The sequence below is a fragment of the Pseudooceanicola nitratireducens genome (assembly GCF_900109195.1).
Taxonomy (GTDB): Bacteria; Pseudomonadota; Alphaproteobacteria; order Rhodobacterales; family Rhodobacteraceae; genus Pseudooceanicola; species Pseudooceanicola nitratireducens.
Genome location: NZ_FNZG01000004.1, coordinates 345,341 through 367,604, shown reverse-complemented (window position 1 = coordinate 367,604; position 22,264 = coordinate 345,341). Strand labels below are relative to the sequence as shown.

At 65.2% G+C, this 22,264-nt stretch carries 23 protein-coding genes and 1 tRNA gene; 12 read left to right on the top strand and 12 right to left on the bottom strand.

The window, feature by feature from the left end:
- Nucleotides 1–237: 237 nt before the first annotated feature.
- Together BMX99_RS16435 and BMX99_RS16430 are read right to left on the bottom strand one after the other, a co-directional pair.
- Nucleotides 238–975, bottom strand: a complete 738-nt coding sequence (locus BMX99_RS16435; RefSeq protein ID WP_093454340.1) for a COG3904 family protein — start codon at nt 973–975, stop codon at nt 238–240.
- A complete protein-coding gene (locus BMX99_RS16430; RefSeq protein WP_244525571.1) occupies nt 972–2,354 on the bottom strand; it encodes a hypothetical protein in 1,383 nt (460 codons plus the stop codon). The genes BMX99_RS16435 and BMX99_RS16430 overlap by 4 nt, the downstream gene beginning before the upstream one ends.
- A 148-nt stretch (nt 2,355–2,502) precedes the next feature.
- Here BMX99_RS16430 and BMX99_RS16425 point away from each other — a divergent pair, with 148 nt between their 5' ends.
- A complete protein-coding gene (locus BMX99_RS16425) occupies nt 2,503–2,964 on the top strand; it encodes an MmcB family DNA repair protein (protein ID WP_093454338.1) in 462 nt (153 codons plus the stop codon).
- 85 nt (nt 2,965–3,049) lie between these two features.
- Here BMX99_RS16425 and BMX99_RS16420 read toward each other — a convergent pair whose 3' ends face one another.
- Entirely contained in the window at nt 3,050–3,247 is a 198-nt protein-coding gene (locus BMX99_RS16420; RefSeq protein WP_170848772.1) for a DUF6324 family protein, read from the bottom strand.
- Nucleotides 3,248–3,480: 233 nt separating this feature from the next.
- On the opposite strand from BMX99_RS16420, the gene BMX99_RS19535 reads away from it, so the two are divergent.
- Together BMX99_RS19535 and BMX99_RS16415 are read left to right on the top strand one after the other, a co-directional pair.
- Complete coding sequence (locus BMX99_RS19535; RefSeq protein WP_139199578.1) at nt 3,481–3,672, top strand: hypothetical protein; 192 nt, start codon at nt 3,481–3,483, stop codon at nt 3,670–3,672.
- 180 nt (nt 3,673–3,852) lie between these two features.
- Nucleotides 3,853–3,929, top strand: a tRNA-His gene (locus BMX99_RS16415).
- A 205-nt stretch (nt 3,930–4,134) separates the two neighbouring features.
- On the opposite strand, the gene BMX99_RS16410 is transcribed toward BMX99_RS16415, so the two are convergent.
- Nucleotides 4,135–4,449, bottom strand: coding sequence for a DUF6476 family protein (locus BMX99_RS16410; protein ID WP_244525570.1), 315 nt, complete (start codon nt 4,447–4,449; stop codon nt 4,135–4,137).
- Here BMX99_RS16410 and BMX99_RS16405 point away from each other — a divergent pair.
- Complete coding sequence (locus tag BMX99_RS16405) at nt 4,415–5,458, top strand: RluA family pseudouridine synthase (RefSeq protein WP_093454335.1); 1,044 nt, start codon at nt 4,415–4,417, stop codon at nt 5,456–5,458. The genes BMX99_RS16410 and BMX99_RS16405 overlap by 35 nt on opposite strands.
- Here BMX99_RS16405 and BMX99_RS16400 read toward each other — a convergent pair.
- Nucleotides 5,455–6,084 (bottom strand): DUF4386 domain-containing protein, encoded by a 630-nt coding sequence (locus BMX99_RS16400; protein WP_093454332.1) that lies wholly within the window; start codon nt 6,082–6,084, stop codon nt 5,455–5,457. The genes BMX99_RS16405 and BMX99_RS16400 overlap by 4 nt on opposite strands.
- 306 nt (nt 6,085–6,390) lie before the next feature.
- On the opposite strand from BMX99_RS16400, the gene rpoH reads away from it, so the two are divergent.
- Both rpoH and BMX99_RS16390 read left to right on the top strand, forming a co-directional pair.
- A complete protein-coding gene (gene rpoH / locus BMX99_RS16395; protein WP_093454329.1) occupies nt 6,391–7,290 on the top strand; it encodes an RNA polymerase sigma factor RpoH in 900 nt (299 codons plus the stop codon).
- 285 nt (nt 7,291–7,575) lie between these two features.
- A complete protein-coding gene (locus BMX99_RS16390) occupies nt 7,576–7,848 on the top strand; it encodes a DUF2798 domain-containing protein (protein WP_244525569.1) in 273 nt (90 codons plus the stop codon).
- Between the two features lie 54 nt (nt 7,849–7,902).
- Here the strand turns inward: BMX99_RS16390 and BMX99_RS16385 are convergent, their stop codons facing one another.
- The 4 genes from BMX99_RS16385 to BMX99_RS16370 form a co-directional block, all read right to left on the bottom strand.
- On the bottom strand, nt 7,903–9,090 hold the full coding sequence (locus tag BMX99_RS16385) for a dipeptidase (protein ID WP_093454323.1): 1,188 nt from the start codon (nt 9,088–9,090) through the stop codon (nt 7,903–7,905).
- A 119-nt stretch (nt 9,091–9,209) separates the two neighbouring features.
- Entirely contained in the window at nt 9,210–11,063 is a 1,854-nt protein-coding gene (locus tag BMX99_RS16380) for a M3 family oligoendopeptidase (protein ID WP_409371785.1), read from the bottom strand.
- 129 nt (nt 11,064–11,192) lie between these two features.
- Nucleotides 11,193–12,161 carry an alpha/beta fold hydrolase gene (locus BMX99_RS16375; protein ID WP_093454320.1) on the bottom strand — a complete coding sequence of 323 codons (969 nt, stop codon included), beginning with the start codon at nt 12,159–12,161 and terminating at the stop codon, nt 11,193–11,195.
- 29 nt (nt 12,162–12,190) lie between these two features.
- The gene (locus tag BMX99_RS16370) at nt 12,191–12,478 is read right to left on the bottom strand and encodes an SCP2 sterol-binding domain-containing protein (protein WP_093454318.1); all 288 of its coding nucleotides are present in this window, start codon (nt 12,476–12,478) and stop codon (nt 12,191–12,193) included.
- 97 nt (nt 12,479–12,575) lie between these two features.
- Between BMX99_RS16370 and BMX99_RS16365 the strand changes: the two genes are divergently transcribed.
- The 5 genes from BMX99_RS16365 to BMX99_RS16345 all read left to right on the top strand — a co-directional run bounded on the left by BMX99_RS16365 (nt 12,576) and on the right by BMX99_RS16345 (nt 17,803).
- Nucleotides 12,576–13,124, top strand: a complete 549-nt coding sequence (locus BMX99_RS16365) for a tetratricopeptide repeat protein (RefSeq protein ID WP_244525568.1) — start codon at nt 12,576–12,578, stop codon at nt 13,122–13,124.
- 84 nt (nt 13,125–13,208) lie between these two features.
- The gene (locus BMX99_RS16360) at nt 13,209–16,151 is read left to right on the top strand and encodes a helicase-related protein (protein WP_093454312.1); all 2,943 of its coding nucleotides are present in this window, start codon (nt 13,209–13,211) and stop codon (nt 16,149–16,151) included.
- A gap of 4 nt (nt 16,152–16,155) precedes the next feature.
- Nucleotides 16,156–16,602: an RNA-binding S4 domain-containing protein gene (locus BMX99_RS16355; protein WP_093454309.1), complete on the top strand. Its 447-nt coding sequence runs from the start codon at nt 16,156–16,158 to the stop codon at nt 16,600–16,602.
- Nucleotides 16,603–16,674: 72 nt separating this feature from the next.
- Entirely contained in the window at nt 16,675–17,013 is a 339-nt protein-coding gene (gene fdxA / locus BMX99_RS16350; protein ID WP_093454306.1) for a ferredoxin FdxA, read from the top strand.
- Nucleotides 17,014–17,293: 280 nt separating this feature from the next.
- Nucleotides 17,294–17,803: a CarD family transcriptional regulator gene (locus BMX99_RS16345; protein WP_093454303.1), complete on the top strand. Its 510-nt coding sequence runs from the start codon at nt 17,294–17,296 to the stop codon at nt 17,801–17,803.
- 88 nt (nt 17,804–17,891) lie between these two features.
- Here the strand turns inward: BMX99_RS16345 and cobS are convergent, their stop codons facing one another.
- Nucleotides 17,892–18,629 (bottom strand): adenosylcobinamide-GDP ribazoletransferase, encoded by a 738-nt coding sequence (gene cobS / locus BMX99_RS16340; protein ID WP_093454300.1) that lies wholly within the window; start codon nt 18,627–18,629, stop codon nt 17,892–17,894.
- Nucleotides 18,630–18,693: 64 nt separating this feature from the next.
- Between cobS and cobT the strand changes: the two genes are divergently transcribed.
- A complete protein-coding gene (cobT, locus tag BMX99_RS16335) occupies nt 18,694–19,704 on the top strand; it encodes a nicotinate-nucleotide--dimethylbenzimidazole phosphoribosyltransferase (protein WP_093454297.1) in 1,011 nt (336 codons plus the stop codon).
- A gap of 68 nt (nt 19,705–19,772) precedes the next feature.
- Here the strand turns inward: cobT and BMX99_RS16330 are convergent, their stop codons facing one another.
- Nucleotides 19,773–21,653, bottom strand: coding sequence for a monovalent cation:proton antiporter-2 (CPA2) family protein (locus tag BMX99_RS16330; RefSeq protein ID WP_093454294.1), 1,881 nt, complete (start codon nt 21,651–21,653; stop codon nt 19,773–19,775).
- A gap of 20 nt (nt 21,654–21,673) precedes the next feature.
- Nucleotides 21,674–22,138 carry an Lrp/AsnC family transcriptional regulator gene (locus tag BMX99_RS16325; RefSeq protein WP_093454291.1) on the bottom strand — a complete coding sequence of 155 codons (465 nt, stop codon included), beginning with the start codon at nt 22,136–22,138 and terminating at the stop codon, nt 21,674–21,676.
- Between the last annotated feature and the right edge of the window lie 126 nt (nt 22,139–22,264).

Sequence of the window (22,264 nt, the reverse complement as noted above, 5' to 3'; positions counted from 1 at the left end):
GGCTCAGGGCTCAGGGCTCAGGGCTCAGGGCTCAGGGCTCAGGGCTCAGGGCTCAGGGCTCAGGGCTCAGGGCTCAGGGCTCAGGGCTCAGGGCTCAGGGCTGAGCTTGGGTGCATCGGGCGAAATTCGTGACTGTGTGGGGCGTGAAGGCTTAGAGAGTTGCGATGAGCGGTGCGGGAGCATGCAGACCACCTCGCGGAAGCCTGTCGGCCGCCAGCCCACGGGCGCGCGCAAGGCTCACTCTGTCAGGACGCGATAGCGTGCCAGCTCCTCGCGGGACAGCAGGTAGATCGACTGCGGCGGGGTCGAGAGGCCGTGGACCAGCAGCATCGGGTCGACCTCCATTTCGTCGAGATAGCGCATCACCTCGCCCTGGCCGCGCTGGATGTCCTGTACCGCGAGGAAGGCGGGCAGCAGGGTGTTTTCGCCAAAGTAATGCTGATGCACGCCGATGCGGGCCCCGTCTTCGGCGCGGCGCGTGGTTCCGGCGGACAGAATATAGGGGCAGGCCGACAGGCAGACGTCCGAGGCGCGCAGCATCGTCTGCTTGCCGGCCGTGCGCAGGGCGCGCCCGATTTCGAGCGCATCCGAGACCGAACCGCCGGGGGAATGCAGCACCACGGTTCCGGCGGGCTGGCTTGCGACCTGGCCGGCAATCCGCGCGCCGTCGCCGGGTTTGATCGTGCCGGTCAGCAGCACCTGGTCGCCGTCGAGAGGTTGGAAGACCAATCGTTCCGGCATCGGCCCGTCGATTTCCGTGCCCGGCCCGGCGGGCAGGGTCGGGTCATAACGGCGGGTCTGATCCCCGGGCCGCGTCGGCGTGTCGAACCGTGGCGCGGCGGGGCCGGAGGAAGGCAGGGAAAAGTCGCGCCCGATGTCGCCCAGAAACAGCGCCCCGGCCAGCACAAGCTGAAAGGCCAGCACGCCGGTCAGCATGCGCCGGATCGGGCGCAGCTTTTGCTGGTCGTCGATCATGCGTTGCGCTCCGGGGCCGTTTTGGGGGCCGTGTTTGGGGCTGTATCCGGGCGCGTGTCCGGGTGCATATCTGACCCCGTTTCCGGGGACACCTCGGCGCGCGGCGTCGCGGGGGGCGCACTGGCCGGTGGTACTCCAGCCGGTGCAGGTCCGCGCGCGGCAGAGGTCGGGTCAAGAAACGCACGGTCGACATCCCGGGCGGCATGCAGGGCGGCGCGCAGTTCGGCAATGGTCATCGTATCCTCGATCGGCGCGCCTTCACGGCCCTCGCGGATCAGCCCCTGGGTGATGGCGACGATCAGCACCAGAACGGCGGGCAGCAGGTCGATCGCGATCGCCCCCGCCCAGGAAGGAATGAAGTTCCGCGCATACAGGATCACCGCATCAGCCGCCGAAATGGGGGTGTAACTGCTTTCGGGCGGGGGCGGCATGGCCACGACCTCGGCCGCGGCGCGTTGCAGCGTCTCGGCCCGCTGGCCCAGCACGCCCAGCACCGAGGTGATCGTCGCCGATTGGTCCGAGCGGTTGGATTCCGTGCGCCCGTCCAGTTCCGGCAACACGACCGAGGCGGCCAGATCCTGCGCCGCGCGTTCGACCAGGGGGGCGACGGACAATTGCCGCAGCCGAGTGATGATGCCCGCCAGCTGCACCGCCTGTTCCGAGAATTCGACCGACCGGGCCTCGACCGGGCCGGGCTCGACCGTCAGGGCACGCATCCGCGACAGGATGGCATTGCCTTCGACAAAGGCGGAAGTGACCAGCGGACCCTGGGATGAGATCTGTTCTTCAAGGCCCTGAAGTTCGGCGCTTTTCTGCCGAAGGACCCGGAAGACCGCACCGCGGCCGGCCAGGCCAGACAGGGTGCCGGCGGCCTCTTGTTCTGACAGATCCTCAAAGCTCTGGCGGACGCGGGCGACGTCACGCTCCAGCCCCTGGGCGGAAATCGCGATCTCGTTCGCGCGTTCCAGCGAGACCTGGTAGTCCTGCACCGTCTCGGCCAGATGCTGTTCGACGGCAGCAGCCCCCGCAAGGGCGGCCGCGTTCAACCAAGAAGACATGGCGATAATCGCCAGCGATCCCAGACCCATAGCGCCCAGAAGGCCCATTCTGGACTTTGCCGTGCGCATCGCCGGGAACAGCCGCATCATGTAGGACCAGAAGACGAAGATCGCGGTCGAGACGGCAACGGAATAGGCGATTGCCGCAAAGGCCTTCATCGCGCCGTCGCCATCCAGAAGCGACGAGACGCCGAGGTATGTGTAGATCCCCGAGGCGACCGAAAGCACGCCAAGCGCCGCGCCGGTGAAGCTGTCCAGCCAGCCCAGGTGCCCTTCGAGTTCGCGCGCCATGCGCGCGCCGCGATCCGTGTGATCCGTCATGCTCTCTCCCTGATGTCCCTGGATAAGGGCGGTAAGGCCCGGGCTTTTGACCCGGCAACAATCGGTTACAGATAGGGCCCCACTTGGCACCGTGCCAGTGCTGCCTGGCAGGACTTGCATTTGTTCACGGAATGTTCATGATCACCCCATGACGGAGATGACCCAGGATCTGAGCCTTCTGCAGCCCGGTCAGCTGATCGCCCGCGGCGTCTGTCGCCTGCTGGCCAGCCATGATTTCTGCTGTCTTGAGGAATTCGTGCCCAAGCGCGGGCGCAGGGTCGATGTCATGGCCATCGGCCCGAAGGGAGAGCTGTGGTGCGTGGAATGCAAATCCTCGCGCGCGGATTTCATGTCGGATTCGAAATGGCAGGGGTACCTGGAGTATTGCGACCGGTTCTTCTGGGCCGTGGACACGGATTTCCCGGTCGAGATTCTGCCGGAAGACAGCGGGCTGATCCTGGCCGACGCCTGGGGCGGAGAGATCGTCCGCTATCCCGAGGAGACCAAGCTGGCCCCGGCGCGGCGCAAGGCGATGACGCTGAAGCTGGCGCGGGACACGGCACGCAGGTTGCAGGGCTATCGCGACCCGACGGCGGGCGGGATCCTGTAGCGCGGGCCGGATGGCCCGGCGCGGGGGATTTCAAAGGCAGGCGGCGGCCGGAGGGTAAACCTTGGAAACGCCCCGAGCGAGGGGCTTAGCGGCGTTTGCGGCCCATCGCCTCGGCGGCCTGTGCAGCCGAAAGGATTTCCTCGGCGATTTCGCGGGCTTCGTCGGGGTCGAAGTCCATCGGGATCTCGGTTTTGCCTGCTTCGATGAACAGGCGCACCATGCCCTGATCGGTCGGGCCGATCTGAAGATTTGCTTCGATGTCGCGTTCGGTGTCGATGCCCATGGGTCCGGTCCGTTCTGGCGTGATTTCAGGATGCAACTGGCTATCGCAGGTCATGGAAAACATCAAGGGAGGTGCAGAAGCATAGGTCCCGGGCGCGGCGCAGGCGCAAGTCATTAGAATGAAAGACGAATGCGGTTCAAATGCCGGGCAGGTGGCCTCGGCCCGTTCAGCATTTGTTAAGACTTGCCCGTGCATCTGATCGTGAAAACTTTAGCCAAATTCGGAGAGATCGGATGACCCGCCTGACCCGTTTCCTAGCTGACACGCGCGGATCCATGAGCGTGAACATGTTCTTCGCCGTGCCAGTCGCCACCTCCTGCATGATGAGCGCGCTGGCCCCGAGCGAAGCGCTGCTGGACGACAAAGCCGCAAGGATCGTCGAGGTTCTGGCGCTGGTGACCCGGGCGGTCGGGCTGGGCCACTAGGGCGCGATCCCGGGGCGGAATGCGCCGCCCGCCCGGCGCAACTGCATGGGACAGAAGCGGTTTGATGCGGGCGATCCGGCGCGCGCGAAAGGGCGGTGCAAAAAACGTCACAAAAGGCGGAAATTTCCTGCGCCCCCGGACTTGCATTCGCTGCGAAGGGGCTGTAATTGCCCCTGACGTGCCGCCTTAGCTCAGTTGGTTAGAGCGCTGGATTGTGGATCCAGAGGTCCCCTGTTCAAGCCAGGGAGGCGGTACCACTTCTTCCTTTCGACATTTGCAGATTTTGATCGTGGCTTTTGGGGCCGTTTTTCACGCTATGCCCATGGTTGGCCGGGCACGGCCTGGCTGGCGCTGCGGGTGAGTATTTTTGGCAAGATGATGGGGATCTCGCGCAACGCCGGGGCGGCCGGGGGCCCGCCCTTGCCGGTAGGGGAATAGACCGAGGAAGGGGGGCGGCGCGGATTATTCGGGCAGGCTTAGCCGGGTTTCGGATTTCAGCGTGCCGCCAGCGGTGTAGACCAGTGCGCGGCCGTCTTCCGTGACCACCAGGAACCAGCCGGTGCCGCCGGTGACGGACATGGGGCGCGCGTCCTTGGGCAGGGTGATCGTATCCGGCAGGGTCGGGAATTGCGGCTGTTCAGCCCGGAAAGAGATGACAATCAGCGAGATCAGCACTAGAAGCCCCACGATCATCACGCCTGCCAGCACGGTGACCAGCACCCGCAGGAAGCGCAGCTGGGGAATGTCGCCATCCTCGATAGGAGTATTCGTGTCCACTGAAACCCTGACCCTTTGCATCGGTGAGCATCCGCCCGCACGTCTTGATAAGGCCTTGGCGCGGGATGTGCCAGAGCAGGCGTCACTGTCGCGCACCCGCCTGTCGCGGCTGATCGCCGAAGGGAGGGTGCGCTGCAACGGCGCGGTGGTCACGGACGCCAAGGCGCGCGTGGCCGAGGGGGATGAGATCGAGATCACCCTGGAGCAGGCGGCAGAGGTCGAGACCGTCGCGCAGGAGATCCCGCTGGACGTGGTCTATGAAGACGCGCAGCTGATCGTCATCAACAAGCCCGCCGGCATGGTGGTGCATCCCGCGCCGGGATCGCCTGACGGCACGCTGGTGAACGCGCTGCTGCATCACTGCGGTGACAGCCTGTCCGGGATCGGAGGAGAGAAGCGCCCCGGCATCGTGCACAGGATCGACAAGGAGACCAGCGGCCTGCTGGTGGTGGCGAAATCCGACAAGGCGCATCACGCGCTGGCCGCGCAATTCGAAAAACACACCGCCGAGCGCGCCTATCTGGCGGTCTGCCACGGGGTGCCCGACGGATCCGACCCGAGGCTGCGCGGCGTGAAGGGCGCGAGCTTCGAGCCGGGCGGGGTACTGAAGCTGACGACTCAGCTGGGGCGGCACCGGACCGACCGGCAGAAACAGGCGGTGAGCTTTGACGGTGGCCGTCACGCGGTGACCCGTGCCCGCGTGCTGGAGCCCTTCGGCGATGCGGCGGCGCTGATCGAATGCCGGTTGGAAACCGGGCGCACCCATCAGATCCGCGTGCACATGGCCCATGCCGGCCATGCGCTGGTCGGGGATCCTGTCTATGGCGGGCGGCGCAAGGCTGGCAAGGCGCTGAGCGAGGGGGCCGCAGCCGCGGTGAACGGCTTTGCCCGACAGGCGCTGCATGCAGCCGTTCTGGGCTTTGCCCATCCCGACGATGGCCGGATGCTGCGGTTCGAGGCCCCGCTGCCCGAGGACATGCAGGAGCTTCTGGCCGCGTTGCGCGCCTAGGCGCGCAGGCTGCGGGGCGCGCGCAGCAGCCAGAGGGCCAGCGAAAGCTCGGCCACCACGGCGATGAGGTAGGCGGGCTGCATCAGCGCGTTCAGGTCGGGGGCGACGAAACGGGTGAGGCTTCCGATGAGGTAGACGAAACCCACAGCGCAGATCAGCACCGAGAGCCGGGATGCGCCCAAGCGGCGCAGCAGGACCGCCATCACCAGCGCATTCAGGCCGAAGAACCACAGGCCAAGGTCATATCGCGCCGCATGGCGGTCGATCAGCGCCTGCGGCTCGGCCGAGGTGAGCGCCGAGGCCAGCAGCGGCAGATGCGCCGCGATCACCGCCATCTGCACCAGCCGCAGCACCAGTGCCGCCAGCGCCAGATCGGGGCCGAAGCGGCGCAGCAGCCGAAACAGCAGCAGGGCCAGCGCGATGTCCAGCGTCGCCATGACCAGATCGGCCGCGATCCCAAGACGCCAGAGCAGCGCATGATCGGCCAGGGCACCGGGAAGGTTGTCAGAAGAGGCAATCGGCAGGCGCAGCCCCAGTTCGGCCCCAAGGCCAAGGGCAATGATGCCGAGGTATGATAGACCGGCAAGCCGGGCGAGGATGCGGGAAGAGGGGGCAACGGCAGTCATGGGGCGTCCTTTCCGAGGATCCAGATGATGTGCCCCCAGCTATCCCTGATACGTCCCTGCATGAGAATTGACCAAATCCGTCGCCCTTCCATGCGAATTCGCATGAATTGCCGGGCGAACGCGGTCACAGGCCCCTCAACCCGCGACACATCGGCGTGAGAACGCCGAAATGTCGTGGCCCATGCAACGGAATACGCTTCATCATGCGTTAACATGATGAGTGTATCGGACTTGAACGCGCCGCAAGCAGTACCTATCTGCCATGTTAAGCCGATAAACATGGGCGCAAGACGAGAAGGACAGGGTATGGGAAACTATGCTAATTTGCCGGCACCGACGCCGGAAGGCGGTCTGAACCGCTATCTCCAGGAAATCCGCCGGTTTCCCCTGCTGGAGCCGGACCAGGAATACATGCTGGCCAAACGCTGGGTCGAGGATCAGGACACCGGGGCTGCGCATCAGCTTGTGACCTCTCACCTGCGGCTGGCCGCCAAGATCGCCATGGGTTACCGCGGCTATGGCCTTCCCCAGGCCGAGGTGATTTCCGAAGCCAACGTCGGCCTGATGCAGGCGGTCAAACGCTTTGACCCCGAAAAGGGCTTCCGCCTGGCGACCTATGCCATGTGGTGGATCCGCGCCTCGATCCAGGAATATATCCTGCGGTCCTGGAGCCTTGTGAAACTGGGCACCACCAGCGCGCAGAAGAAGCTGTTCTTCAACCTGCGCAAGGCCAAGGCCCGCATCGGCGCGCTGGAAGACGGCGACCTGCGGCCCGAGAACGTCAAGCAGATCGCGACCGATCTGGGCGTGACCGAGGATGAGGTCATTTCGATGAACCGGCGGATGTCGGGCGGCGATGCCTCGCTGAATGCGACCGTGGGCGTTGATGCCGACAGCGCGATGGAATGGCAGGACTGGCTCGAGGACGAAAGCGCCGACCAGGCGGGCGATTATGCTGAACGCGATGAAATGGACACCCGCCGCGAACTGCTGGTCGAGGCGATGGAGGTTCTGAACGACCGGGAACGCGACATCCTGACTCAGCGCCGGCTGAGCGAGGAGACCATCACTCTGGAAGACCTGTCGTCGCAATATGACGTCAGCCGCGAACGCATCCGCCAGATCGAGGTGCGCGCTTTTGAAAAGCTTCAGCTGCGCATGCGCGAGCTGGCAGAGGAAAAGGGCATGCTGGCGATCGCTGACTGATCCCAGCTGCACTACGACAATCCGAAGGGGCATCCAGACGGGTGCCCCTTTTTCGTGCCATATCCGGCCCTGCGGCCTGACCTTGCGTTTCGGTGTGCAGTCGATGCGCCAGGGGCTTTGACAGCCCCGCGAACTCGGCCTATCAGGGGCGCAGCCGAAAAACGTATGGCCGGTTCGGTTATCCCGGTCCCTGTGGTGCACCCATCAGGAGTTAGTCGTTTCACGATCCCACGGCACCCCCTGACCAGAGGGGGCCGGATCGTTGCGGGCCGTCAGGCCCGGGCCATGGCCCCCCGTATCGCCAACGCAACCGGAGCCATGAAAATGCAATCCAAGTTCACCATCATCCTCGCCCAAGTCTTCATCTCGCTCATGATGGCGTTTCTGATGACCCTGATCTTCACCGCGATCCCGATGCAGTTTGCCCCCGGCTGGGTCGGTGAATGGCTGCGCCGCTTCATCACCGCCTGGCCGATCGCCTTCGTGTTGTCGCTGGGCGTTGGCCCGCTGGCCTTTGGCCTGTCGGCGCGCGTCAGCCGTGCGGTGCAGCGAGGATGAAAAAAACGGCCCCGGAGGAGATCCGGGGCCGTTCATGAAACCAAGAGGCGGGGCTCAGCCCCCCAGTCGCGCCTTCAGCACACGCACCATGTTTCCGCCCATGACCTTGGCGATCTGATCCTCGCTCAGTCCCTGGTCCAGAAGCCCCTGCGTGAGCGCCGCCAGTTCCGAGGTATCGAAAGCGGTCTCGACAGAACCGTCGAAATCCGACCCGAGGGACACGTGATCCTCGCCCAGCAGCTCGACCGCCGCTGCGATCATCTCGGCGATGCTGGCGGGGTCGATCTTGCCGCAGGACACTTCATCCCAATAGCCGATGCCCACGGTGCCGCCGGTCTGTGCCACGGCCTTCATCAGATCGTCCGACAGGTTGCGGGGCGTTTCGCAATAGGCGGTGACGCCGGTGTGGCTGACCACCAGGGGGATATCGGTCATCGCCAGAACCTCTTCCACAACCTTGGCAGAGGAATGCGCCAGATCAAGGATCAGCGGACGCGCGGCAATCTCGGTCACCACGGCGCGGCCAAAGTCGGTCAGGCCCGAGTTCGCCTGCCCGTGCAGCGACCCGCCCAGTTCATTGTCGAAGAAGTGGTGCAGCCCGAAGACGCGGTGGCCCTTGTTTACCAGCCGGTCCAGGTTGGCCAGATCCCCTTCGAGCGGGTGTGACCCCTCGATCCCCAGGATAGCGCCCATATGGTCGCGCCCCTCGGCCCGGGCGGCCAGGACGGCGTCGATGTCGGCAGCACTGCGGATGATGGTCACCCGCCCGTCCTCTTCCGCGAACCGTGCCATCTTGTCGGCCTGATAGGCGGCCCTCTCATACAGGCTGGTCCAGGTGCGGATCGGCCAAAGCTGCCCGAAGGCCAGCAGGGTGATGTTGTCAAACGCCTCGGCCGAGTTCTCTTCGTAATTCAGCCCGGCGGGGCTTTTGGTGACGGCGGTAAAGACCTGGAAGGCGACATTGCCTTCGACCAGCCGCGGAAAGTCCACCTGACCCCAGTCGCCGCGTTTGGTCAGATCCCGTTTCCACAGCAGCGGATCGGCGTGCCAGTCCCCGACGATCAGCGTGTCATGCAGCGCGGCGGCAGCTTCCGAGACAGGATAGGGATCGTGGTCGATGACGTTGTTGCGGGCCGACCCGACCATGCGGGGCGCGATCAGCCAGAAGGCCACGACCCCAAGCACGGCAAGGCCCAGGAGCCCCAGCAGAATCCGGCCCAGCCAGACGAAAAGACGTTGCATGCAATCCTCCCATGAAATGCGATGTCCGGAAAACGGATAGCCAAACATAAACATGGCCCCGCAAAGGGGGCCACGTTTGCGTTACGTCATTTCGACACGACACTTCAGCAGGGGACGGGTTAGTCCTCCATCGCCTCCAGCTCGTCGATGAAGCCTTCGATCATCGACAGGCCCTTGTCCCAGAACTTGGGGTCCGAGGCGTCGAGGCCGAAGGGAGCCAGCAGTTCGGAATGGTGCTTGGACCCGCCTGCGCGCAGCATGTCGAAGTACTTGTCCTGGAAGCCCTCCGGGGCCTCCTGGTAGGCGGCGTAAAGCGCGTTCACCAACCCGTCGCCAAAGGCATAGGCGTAGACGTAGAAGGGCGAATGTACGAAGTGCGGGATGTAGGACCAGAAGACCTCATACCCGTCCATGAAGTCGAACGCCGGCCCGAGGGATTCCGCCTGCACCGACATCCAGATGGCGTTGATGTCTTCGGGGGTCAGCTCGCCTTCGCGGCGGGCAGCGTGCAGCTTGCATTCGAAATCGTAGAACGCGATCTGGCGCACGACCGTGTTGATCATGTCCTCGACCTTGCCGGCCAGCAGGGTCTTGCGTTCCGACTGGGTCTTGGCCTCGTCCAGCAGTTTGCGGAAGGTCAGCATTTCGCCGAACACGGATGCGGTTTCCGCCAAAGTCAGCGGGGTGGAGGACAGCAGTTCCCCCTGTTCCGCCGCCAGCACCTGGTGAACGCCATGCCCCAGCTCGTGCGCCAGGGTCATCACGTCGCGCGGTTTGCCCAGGTAGTTGAGCATCACGTAAGGATGCACGTTGGTGACGGTCGGATGGGCGAAGGCCCCGGGGGCCTTGCCGGGTTTCACGCCGGCGTCGATCCAGCCCTTGGTAAAGAAGGGTTCGGCAATATCCGCCATGCGGCTGTCAAAGCCGCCATAGGCCGACATCACCATGTCCTGCGCGGTCGGCCAGTCGACGGTCTTGGCGGGCTCGATCGGCAGGGGGGCGTTGCGGTCCCAGACCTGCATGCGGTCCAGGCCCAGCCACTTGCGCTTCAGCTCATAGTACCGGTGCGACAGGCGCGGGTAGGCGGCGACGACGGCGTCGCGCAGGGCCTCGACCACATCGGGTTCGACCTGGTTGGACAGGTGACGCCCCGCCTGGGCCGAGGGCATGCCCCGCCAGCGGTCCATGACCTCTTTTTCCTTGGCCTGGGTGTTGTGCACCCGCGCAAAGGTTTTCAGGTTGTCACCCAGCACGGCGGCGATTTCACGCGCGGCGGCTTCGCGGACCTCGCGGTCGGGTTCGGTCAGCAGGGTGGTGGTGGCCTCAAGCCCCAGCTCATCCCCGTTGACGCAGAAGGTCAGCCCGGCCACGGTTTCGTCGAACAGCTTTTCCCAAGCGTCGCCCACCACGCCCATGTCGTGCAGGAATTTCTCCATCTCGTCGGACAGCTGGTGGGGCTTCATCGCGCGGATCCGATCGAAGATCGGCTTGTAGCGCGCCAGGTCGGCATTCTCGGCCAGCAGCCCGTCCAGGAAATCCTCGGGCAGGCGGTTAATTTCCAGCGTGAAGAAGACCAGCGGCGTGGTGTAGGTGGTGATCTTGTCCTGCATGTCGGACATGAACTTGGCCCGCGCGCCGTCGGTGGTCTGCTGGTAGTAGCGCAGACCGGCATAGGACATGATCCGCCCCGAGATATTGGTCAGTTTCTCGTCGCGCTGGATGCAGTCCAGCATTCCGGCGGCGTCCAGGGTTTCGAGCTTGCCTTCGTAATCCGCCGCAAAGGCGGCACATTCTTTCTGGAGCCATTCCAAGTCGCGCTGCAGCTCGGGCGCGTCGTCCGAGGCATAAAGATCGGTCAGATCCCAGTCCGGCAGCTTGCCCAGATCCTTCCCCCCGGAAGAGGCATTGGCATCGAACACGCGGTCGAAGACCGGTTCGGGCAGGGACATAGGCGGAAAGGGGTGCGCAAACATGTGATCTATCCTCATCTGATGAGGCAGAGATATGCGGCAGGTGGGGGCAGGGCAACCCCGGCCGGCCCATGCCGGGCCGGAAGGGGCGGGGGAACGGCACCCTATGGGCCGTTCCGGGCCATTCGGGGATCAGGCCGAGCGCGCGGGCGCCGGCGGGGCCGTGGCGTGATCGTTCAGGAAGGGGATCAGCCGGTCGAAGATCTTGGCCCGTGTCTCGGGCGTTTCCATCAGGACTTCGTGACGCGCGTCAGGCAGCATCACCAGCTCACCCTCGGGCCAGTTGTGCATCCGGGTCAGCACGCGCGCGGGGTCCACGATGGCCTCGGCATCGCCCAGGAAGGTCAGGCAGGGCAGGGCGGGCGCGGGACGGCGCGCCAGGGCCAGCGTTTCGGCCAGCGCCTGGTTCAGCCAGTGCAGGGACGGGCCCCCAATGCTAAGATCCGGGTGTTCGATCAGCTGGCGGCGCATGTAGTCATACATGTCGCGGTCGCTGGTCAACTTGTTGTCTTCAAAGGCGGCATCCAGCGGATAGGGTTCTTCCTTGGTGCCGGGGGCCATCAGGTGGCCCAGGCCAAGGACAGATCCGCTCCAGGACAGGGCCCAGGCGGCGGGCCGGGTGGGCGCGGCCATGCGGATCCCCCACATCGGGGCCGAGAAGATGGCGGAATTGACCTCCAGCCCCTCCATGACCGAGCGCAGGGCGATGCACCCGCCCATGGAATGGCCCAGCACATGCCAGGGCTTGGGCAGCTGCGCCGACCGCGCAACATCCAGAACGGCGGCCACGTCACGCTGGTAGTCGGTGAACTCGCCCACATGTCCGACGCGGGCATTGGCCACCATGCGATCCGCGATGCCCTGGCCGCGCCAGTCGATCGCCAGAACGGCATAGCCGGCGCGGGTCAGTTCGACCGCGTCGCGGCCGTATTTTTCGATGTATTCCGTGCGACCGGGAAAGATCAGCACCGTTCCCTTTGCGGCCCCCTTTGCGGGCCACCAGCCGACGCGGATCCGCAATCCGTCCGTCGTCCTGGTCCAGACCGCCTGCCCGCCCGAGGGGCCTTCGGCGATATCGTCGTAGAAAGGGGCGTCTTCCATCCCGGTCACCTGTAGTGTTCTGGCCCGGCTCAGCTCAGAACGGTGCCAAGCGCCATGGCCTTGCCCATGTCGCCGTCCACCGAAAGCTTGCCGGTCATGAAGGCCGACGTCGGGTTCAATTCGCCCGACAGGATTTCGCGGAACGTGTCCGCGTCGGCGGTCAGGGTGACATCGGCGTCATCGTCGCCCGCACGGGCCCCGTTTTCGTCGATGATGATGGCCCCTTCGCCTTCGACGACAAATTTGGCAGTTCCGTCGAAGCCGCCGTTCATCTTGTCGTTCAGTGCGACGACAGCTTCGTTGATAACTTCACTCATGGTTCACCTTTCCTGGAGTTTGACCCCTTTGGGGTTACATCGGCCTCAACAAGTGCCAATACTAGATCTACACGCAAAGGTGTTTATGGGCGTCGTCATGAAATTACTCAAACCTATCGTCACGGCACTTCTTGTCACGCCTCTCGGCATGACGACCGCGCAGGGGCAGAGTGACCGCACCGCCGAGCTATTGCAACACCTGCGTGAGGCCGATCCGACCGATGCCAAGAAGATCGAGCGCGAGATCGACCTGGTCTGGCGGCGTTCCGGCTCTCCCTCGATGGACCTGCTTCTAAGCCGGGGGCAGGATGCGCTGGATGCGGGCGAGGTCGAGACCGCGATCGGCCATTTCTCGGCGCTGATCGACCATGCGCCGGAATTTGCCGAAGGCTGGCACCGTCGCGCCACCGCCTTCTACCGGCAAGAGGAATACGGGCTGGCCGTGGCCGACCTGGAACATGCGCTGGCGCTGAACCCGCAGCACTTCAACGCCATGTTCGGCCTTGCCGTGATCTTCGAGACGCTGGACCGCCCCGATCAGGCACATGCGATTTACCAGCAGGTCCTGATCCTGTACCCCACCCATGAACGTGCCCAGGATGCCGTCGACCGACTGGCCGGAAAGGTCACCGGGCAGACGCTCTGACGCAGTGACGGGCAGCGAAGACGCGGGGACAGGATCCCCGACGGGTGGGGGCAACACCCCCGATCAAGTGAAAGGGCCACGGGCATGACCGGGCAGGGCAGGATTTGCGCGGTTCTCGGGCCGACGAACACGGGCAAGACGCATTACGCCATCGACCGGATGCTGGGCCATCGCACCGGCATCATCGGGCTGCCTTTGCGGCTGCTTGCGCGTGAGGTCTATGACAAGATCGTTGCGATCCGCGGCCCCTCTGTCGTGGCGCTGGTCACGGGTGAGGAACGCATCGTGCCGCCCCGCACCCAGTATTGGGTCTGCACGGTCGAGGCGATGCCCGAAGGCACCGGCCCCGATTTCCTGGCCATCGACGAAATCCAGCTGTGCGCCGATCCTGAACGCGGCCACGTCTTCACCGACCGGCTGCTGCGCGCCCGGGGCACCCATGAGACGCTGTTCCTGGGCTCTGACACCATGCGCTCCAAGATCGCGGACCTGGTGCCGGGGGTGCAGTTCATGCGGCGCGAACGCATGTCTTCGCTCTCCTATGCCGGGTCGAAGAAGATCAGCCGCATGCCGGCGCGGTCCGCCATCGTCGGTTTCTCGGTCGACAACGTCTATGCCATTGCCGAGCTGTTGCGCCGCCAGAAGGGGGGCGCAGCCGTGGTCATGGGGGCACTGTCGCCCCGGACCCGCAATGCCCAGGTCGAATTGTACCAGAACGGCGACGTCGATTACCTGGTGGCCACCGACGCCATCGGCATGGGCCTGAACCTGGACATCAACCATGTCGCCTTTTCCTCGCTGACCAAGTTCGACGGGCGGCGGATGCGGATGCTGATGCCCAATGAACTGGCGCAGATCGCCGGGCGCGCCGGGCGCGGCATGTCCGACGGCAGCTTTGGCGTGACGGGCGAGGCCCCGCCGCTGGACCCCGAAGTGGCCGAGGCGATCATGGATCATCGTTTCACCCCCGTCCGGCACCTGCAATGGCGCAACGCCGCGCTGAATTTCGCCACGCCCGAGGCGCTGATCGCCTCGCTTGAAGAACCGCCGCGCATCGAAGGGCTGCACCGCGCGCGTGAGGCCTATGACCTGATCGCTCTGCGCAACCTGTCGATGGATGCGGAAACCCGCGCCCGTGCCTCCAGCCCCGATGCGGTCCGCCTGCTGTGGGATGTTTGCCGGATTCCCGACTTTCGCGGCATCAGCCACGCTGAACATTCCAGCCTTCTGATGCAGATCTTTGCCGACCTGCATCAGCACGGACGGGTGCCCGACGACTGGCTGGCGCGGCAGATCAAGCGGATTGATCGCACCGATGGGGATATCGACACGCTCTCCAAACGGTTGGCATTTATCCGCACCTGGACCTATGTGGCGCAGCGAAGTGGCTGGGTTGCGGACGAAAACCATTGGCGCGGAGAGACTCGCGCTGTAGAAGACCGCCTGTCGGATGCGTTGCACGAACGCCTGACGCAAAGATTTGTGGACCGGCGCACCAGCGTGTTGTTGCGGCGGCTCAAGCAGAAGGAGGCCCTTTTGGCCGAAGTGAGTGATACCGGGGAAGTGACGGTCGAAGGCGAATTCGTCGGCCGTTTGGAAGGGTTCCGTTTCCGCCAGGATGCAAAAGCGTCCGGGGAAGAGGCGAAGACCATCAATCGTGCGGCCCTTCAGGCCTTGGCACCGCATTTCCATCTGCGGGCGGACAAGTTCTACAACGCCCCCGATACCGAAATCGACTTTACCGAACAGGGCGGGTTGATGTGGGGCGACCAGGCGGTGGGCAAGCTTGTCGCCGGCTCGGACGTGCTGAAACCCCAGGTGCAGGTTTTTGTCGATGACGAAGCTGGGCAGGACGTTTCGGAAAAGGTCCAGCGCCGCCTTCAGCATTTCATCGACCGCAAGATCGCGGCCCTGTTCGAACCGCTGATGAACCTGCAGCGCGACGAGACGCTGACCGGTCTGGCCCGTGGCTTTGCCTTCCAGATGATCGAAGGTCTGGGCATCCTGCCGCGCGCCCAGGTCGCCGACGACGTCAAGCAGCTGGATCAGGACGCCCGTGGCGCGCTGCGCAAGCACGGCCTGCGGTTCGGTCAGTTCACCATCTTCATGCCGCTTCTGCTGAAGCCCGCGCCGACCCGTCTGCGCCTGGTGCTGTGGTCGCTGGCCAACAAGCTGGACGAATTCCCCGAAGCGCCGCCGCCGGGTCTGGTCACCGTGCCGACCGATGCCTCGGCCCCGGAAGGTTATGCCACCATGGCGGGCTACCGGGTGGCGGGCGAACGCTCGATCCGGATCGACATGCTGGAGCGTCTGGCCGACATGCTGCGCGCCGAAGACACCCGCGCCGGGTTCGAGGCCAAGGCGGACATGCTGTCCATCACCGGCATGACGCTGGACCAGTTCGCCGACCTGATGCAGGGCCTGGGCTACAAGGCCGACAAGGGCGAGCGTGAGAAGCAGCGCCCCGTTGCAGAAGCCCCCGCCGACGCCCCGCAGGTTGTCGACGACAGCGCCGTGACCGCGACCCCGTCGGAGCCTGCCGTCGAAGGCGCGACCCCCGATGGCACGCCGCAGCCGCTGGAAAGCGACGAAACCACCGCCGGTCTGCAGACCGAAGAGGTCCTGGCCGAGGTCGCGCCCGAAGCCACCGCACCGGAATCGACTGCACCGGAAGGCGATGCCCCCGCAGCGGACACCCCCGCTGCGGCCCAGGACACCGCCCCCGAGATCGAGGTCTTCTATACCTTCACCTGGGGTGGCGGACGGTCCCGCCGTCCGGGCGAACAGAACCAGGGTGGCCGTCAGGGCCGCGACGGCAAGCGCCGTGGCGGGGACGGGCCTCAGGGTCAAGGTCAAGGCAAGCGCGGCGGCGGCAAGCCGCAGGGCGCGGGAGGCAAGAAGGGTGGCAAGGGCAAACCGCGCGACGCGGGCCCCAAGACCTTCCAGTCCGGCCCCAAGCGCCGTGAAAAGCAGATCGACCCCGACAACCCCTTTGCCGCAGCGCTCAAGGGGCTGAAGACGGACTGATCCCATGGCGTCTGCGATCCAGGGGTCCAACCACGGGACGGGGGCCGGCAACGGCCTCTCGACCGCGCAGCCGGCCAAGTTCCGGCTGGACAAATGGATCTGGCAGGCGCGTTTCGTCAAATCTCGCAGCCTGGCCGCCGGTCTTGTCACCGGCGGTCATGTGCGTGTGAACGGCCAGCGCGCCGGCAAGCCCTCGCATCAGGTTCAGCCCGGCGACGTGCTGACCTTTCCCCAGGGCGACCGCATCCGCGTGGTGAAGATCCTGGCCCCCGCCGCCCGTCGCGGCCCAGCCTCTGAAGCGCAGCTTCTGTATGACGATATGTCGCCCCCGCCCGAGAAGACCGAAATTCCCCAAGGTGCCCGGATTGAAGGCAATTCTCGCCCGACAAAGCGGGATCGCCGGAAACTCGATCTTTATCGCAGGGACATGGGCGATGATGCGCTTGAATGATCGCGCCTGCCGCGCTAGCTAAACCCAAATTCAATACAAGGCCCAGGACAAGGCCCAGGCGGAGCCCCCTCAATGACCTACGTCGTCACCGACAACTGCATCGGCTGCAAATACACGGATTGCGTGGAAGTCTGTCCCGTGGACTGCTTCTACGAAGGTGAGAACACGCTGGTGATCCACCCCGATGAATGCATCGACTGCGGTGTCTGCGAACCCGAATGCCCCGCCGATGCGATCCGTCCGGACACTGAACCGGACATGGAAAAATGGGTTGAATTCAACCGGAAGTATTCCGAACTCTGGCCGGTGATCATCACCCGCAAGGACCCTCTGCCCGAGGCGGAAGAGCGGGACGGCGAATCCGGCAAGCTCGAGAAATACTTCTCGGAAAAACCGGGCGAGGGCGGCTAAGCCCCAACCCATGCCGCGCCCCCCGCGTGGCCAGGATCCATGGCGTCAGCACGGCCCCCTTGGTGCCGCGCTGCAACATGGTGCTTCCGATTCGGCGCGATTCGTGTTATACATCCCATCTGTATGATGAAGACTGCCTGCCCAGATGTAGCGGCTGCTGCCACCCGCTACGATACGTAACCACAGCCAGAATGCACCCGGACGAGGTTCCATTTACCTCGCCCGTCGTGTTGTTGCCTGCGTCGTGGTGCCCCCCGACTGGGCATAGTGAGGACCAAATATGACCAAGACGAAAAAAGCCGAATTCAGCCCGAATGATTACGTCGTGTACCCCGCGCACGGTGTTGGCCAGATCGTGTCGATCGAAAGCCAGGAAATCGCAGGCATCTCGCTCGAGCTTTTCGTGATCTCCTTCGAAAAGGACAAGATGACCCTTCGCGTGCCGACCAACAAGGCAACCGAAGTGGGCATGCGGTCCCTGTCGTCGCCGGACGTGGTGTCCAAGGCGATGACCACGCTCAAGGGCAAGGCCAAGGTGAAACGCGCCATGTGGTCGCGTCGCGCCCAGGAATACGAGCAGAAGATCAACTCGGGCGATCTGGTCGCCATTGCCGAGGTCGTGCGCGATCTGCACCGCAACGATGACCAGCGTGAACAATCCTATTCCGAGCGTCAGCTGTACGAAGCCGCGCTGGAGCGCCTGACCCGCGAAGTCGCCGCCGTTTCCGGTGCTGACGAAGTGGACGCCGCCCGCAAGGTGGACGAGGTTCTGGTGTCCCGCGCCGCTTGATCGGCCGGATCCGGTGAATTGAAAAGGCCGTCGGGGGTGACCCCGGCGGCCTTTTCCTTTGGGTGGGGCTGTGCTGACCCCGGGTGCCTCAGCTCAGGACCATCAGAACGGCGACCTCTGCCACGAATTGCACCGCGCCCAGGATGTCGCCCGTCTGACCGCCGATCCGCGCCCGTGCCAGCAGCGACAGGGCACAGGCCACCACCAGCACCACCAGCACAGCCCCCAGGGCGGACCAGCCCGCCAGCAGCAGCGCCAGTACCACGGCGATCCCGGCAGACAGCGCCGCCGCCGCCCGTGTCGGCCGTCCCATGCCGCGCGACAGCCCGTCGACCCGCGCATTGGGCACCAGGGCCATCACCCCGGGCAGTACCCCGCGTGACAGCACCGCTGCGGCCACCAGCGCGCCAAGCGCCCCGGCCTCAAGCAGCAGGGTCACGGCGGTGAACCGTGCGGCAAAGCCCAGGATCAGCGCCACGACGCCGTAGGACCCCGTGCGGCTGTCCTTCATGATTTCCAGCCGCCGTTCGCGCGTCCAGCCGCCCCACAGCCCGTCTGCGGTGTCGGCCAGTCCGTCCTCGTGCAGCCCGCCCGTCAGCACGACCTGCACGGTCAGCACCACCACGGCCGCCAGCGGCGCGGCCAGGCCAAGCGCCAGCGCCACATGCCCAGCCAGCACCGCTAAGCCGCCCAGAACCAGCCCGACAACAGGCCAGGCCCAGGCCGAGGCCACGCCGCGCGGGCGATGGTCGGGCAGGGGCAGGCGGGACAGCAAACCCGCCCCGGTGCAAAAGTCGTCGTAAAGCTGTCGCAGGTCGCGTTCCACGGTTTGATCCTTCCTTTCGATGCTTTAGACACCGGCGAAACGATCAGCACAACGAGGTTTTCCCATGGCCCAGACCCCCGCAACCCTTGACGATTTCCGCGCCATCCTGGGCGCTTTGCCGGGGCCCGATACCGATGCCGCCGCCGCTGCGGCCGACCGCAACGGCCAGCTGACCAAGCCGCCCGCGGCCCTGGGCCGTCTTGAGGACCTGGCGCAATGGTACGCCGGCTGGCGCGGCAATGGCCGCCCGGCGCTGGAGAACCCGCAGGTGGTGATCTTTGCCGGCAACCACGGCGTTGCCGCCAAGGGCGTTTCTGCCTTCCCGCCCGAGGTCACGGTGCAGATGGTGGCCAATTTCGAACACGGTGGCGCGGCGATCAACCAGCTGTCCAAGGCCTTCGGCGCGAAGATGGACGTGCATGCGATCGATCTGGACCGCCCGACCGGGGATTTCACCGAAACGCCCGCCATGGATGACGCCGACGTGCTGGCGGCCCTGCTGACCGGCTGGAACGCCGTGGACCCCCAGGCCGACCTTCTGGTGACTGGTGAAATGGGGATCGGCAACACCACCGCCGCCGCCGCCATTGCCCATGCGCTGTATGGTGGCACCGCGCAGGATTGGGTCGGCCGGGGCACTGGCGTGGATGACGCGGGCCTGACCCTCAAGGCGCAGGTGGTCGCTGATGGCGTCGCCCGTCACAAGGGCGGCGACGGCCTGGACACGCTGGCCCGTCTGGGCGGACGCGAGATTGCCGCCATGGCCGGGGCCATCTTGCGCGCCCGTGTCGAAGGCATTCCCGTGATCCTTGACGGGTTTATCTGCTGTTCCGCCGCCGCCTGCCTGCAGGCCGTTGCCCCGGACGCGCTGGACCATTGCGTCGCCGGTCACGTCAGTGCCGAAAGCGCCCATCCCGCCCTGCTGGCGAAACTGGGCAAGGAACCGCTGTTGTCCCTGGGCCTGCGCCTGGGCGAAGGATCGGGCGCGGCCCTGGCGATCGGCGTGCTCAAGGGCGCGGTGGCCTGCCATTCCGGCATGGCCACCTTCGCCGAGGCCGGCGTCAGCGCCGGCTGAGCCACGGTTTGGGCGAGGGTTCGGGGCCCGTGTAAGGCCCTGGGTCCCGAACCCATTCAGGCCCCCGTTCAGGCTACAGCGTCGTCGTTTTCCGACAATATCGCCTGGAGAGAGGCCTCGAGGTCCCTCTCCAACTCTTTCGCCCGCTTGACGTATTCCGGGTTCTTGTCGGCGGCCACGTCGGGTTCCCACAGCTCAGCCAGCTCTCGGATCGCCTGGCGGTCGTGATGGAAGAAGGCCTGTTCCAGCTTAGAGGCCTCGTAGTCGCTGAACCCCGAATTCTCCAACACATAGCGCCCCGCGCGTAGCGAGCTGTCGAAGGTTTCGCGCACGATGTCGTCCGCACCCGCCTGATAAAGCTCGTAGACATGGCGGCGGTCATGGGCGCGGGCGATGATGTGCAGGTCGGGCCGCTGCTTGCGCGCATAATGCACCAGCTGCGTCACCATCGCAGGCGCATCCATCGCCGCCACCAGCACGCGCGCCTTTTCCAGCCCCGCCGCCCGCAGGATGTCAGGCCGGGTCGGATCGCCGAAATAGCCCTTGAAGCCAAAGCGGCGCATCACCTCGATCGTGCGCAGGTTGTTGTCCAGAACCACCGTCTTCACGCCCGAACTTTGCGCCAGCCGGTTCACGATCTGGCCAAAGCGCCCGACGCCGGCGATCAGAACCGGGCCCTGATCCTCGATCTCGTCGGCCTCGGCCGCCTCGGCCGCCGGATCGCCCATCTTCTTCGACAGCCAGTCATACAGCAGGAACAGAAGCGGCGTGATCAGCATCGACAGGGCGATGACCAGCAACAGCCGTTCCGCCAGCACCGGCGGGATCACGTTCTGCTGGCGCGAGAACGACAGCAGCACAAAACCGAATTCGCCGGCCTGCGCCAGCGACAGGGTGAACAGCATCAACCGACGCCGACGCAGCTTGAACGCGCGGCCGATCATGTAAAGGATTGCCCCCTTCAGCAGCACCAGCGCCGCCGTCAGGCCCAGGATCATCACCGGGGCCTTCACCAGAACGCCAAAGTCGATGCCCGCGCCCACGGTGATGAAGAACAGCCCCAGCAGCAGCCCCTTGAAGGGTTCGATGTCCGATTCCAGCTCGTGCCGGAATTCGCTGTTGGCCAGGACCACGCCCGCCAGGAAGGTGCCAAGCGCCGGCGACAGGCCGACAAGGTTCATCAGAAACGCGATGCCCACCACGATGCCCAGGGCCAGGGCGGTGTACATCTCGCGCAGCTTGGCGGCGTGGATGAAGCGAAAGACAGGGGCTGTCAGGTAGATGCCGGTCAGGATCACCGCAGCCACCGCGCCCAGGGTCACCAGCGTGACGCCCCAACCCGGCAGCCCCTCGACCAGCGACAGGGAATGGGCGGCGTCGGCTTCCATTGCCGTGCGGTTCAGGGATCCGTCGGGATTGGCCTCGAGCCCCAGGGTCGGCAGCGCCAGCAGCGGCAGGAAGGCCAGCATCGGGATCACCGCGATATCCTGCGTCAGAAGCACCGAAAAGGCCGATCGACCGCCCGCCGTCTGGATCAGCCCCTTTTCCGACAGGGTCTGCAGCACGATCGCGGTCGAGGACAGCGCCATGATCATCCCCACGGCCAGCGCCACCTGCCAGGCATAGCCAAGCGCGACAAAGCCGGTCATCACCGCCAGCATGGTGATCACCACCTGGAGGCCACCCAGCCCCAGCAGCCTGTGCCGCATGTCCCACAGCGCGCGGGGTTCCAGCTCCAGCCCGATCAGGAACAGCATCATCACCACGCCGAATTCGGCAAAATGCTGAAGATCGTGGGTCTCGTGTCCGACCAGCCCAAGCACCGGCCCGATCACGATCCCGGCCGCCAGATAGCCCAGCACCGACCCCAGCCCAAGCCGGGCGGCAATCGGCACGGCGATGACGGCGGCGGCAAGGTAGATCGTGGCCTGGTAAAGGAAACCTTCCATCTGTTTCTAGATCCTTTCGATCAGGGCGTGTCGGTCGGCAGCGGGCCGTCCTGTTTCAGCTGGTCCATGACGATCTGGCTTTGCACCCGGGTGACCGACGGATGCGGCATCAGCACCTCGTGGATCAGCCGGTGCAGCGCGCCCAGATCGGCGCAATAGACGCGCAACAGGTAATCCGCTTCTCCGGTCAATGTCCACGCGCCGGTGACCTCGCTGCGGCTGTTTATCAGCCTGGCGAAGTCCCGTGCCGGTTCGGGGCCGTGAATGCCCAGCTGGACCTGCACGAAGGCCTGGATAGCCAGGCCAAGCCGGTCGGGCGCGACACGGGCGACATAGGCCTTGATATAGCCCTCGGCCTCCAGCCTCTGCCGCCGGCGCCCCGCCTGGGAAGGCGACAGGTTCAGCATCTCGCCCAGCTCCTGCGCGGTCAGATGGGCATCTTTCTGAAGCACGTTCAGCAGGCGCAGATCGGTCGGGTCTAGCATGTGCGCGTTTCTCGCATGGTTTCTGCCCCCAGGGTAATTCCTCCGCGTTTGAGGTGCAAGAATCCCCTTGGAATGCGCAAAATTCCCGCGCGATCCGGCGTATATTTGCGCAAAGAACGCAAGCGA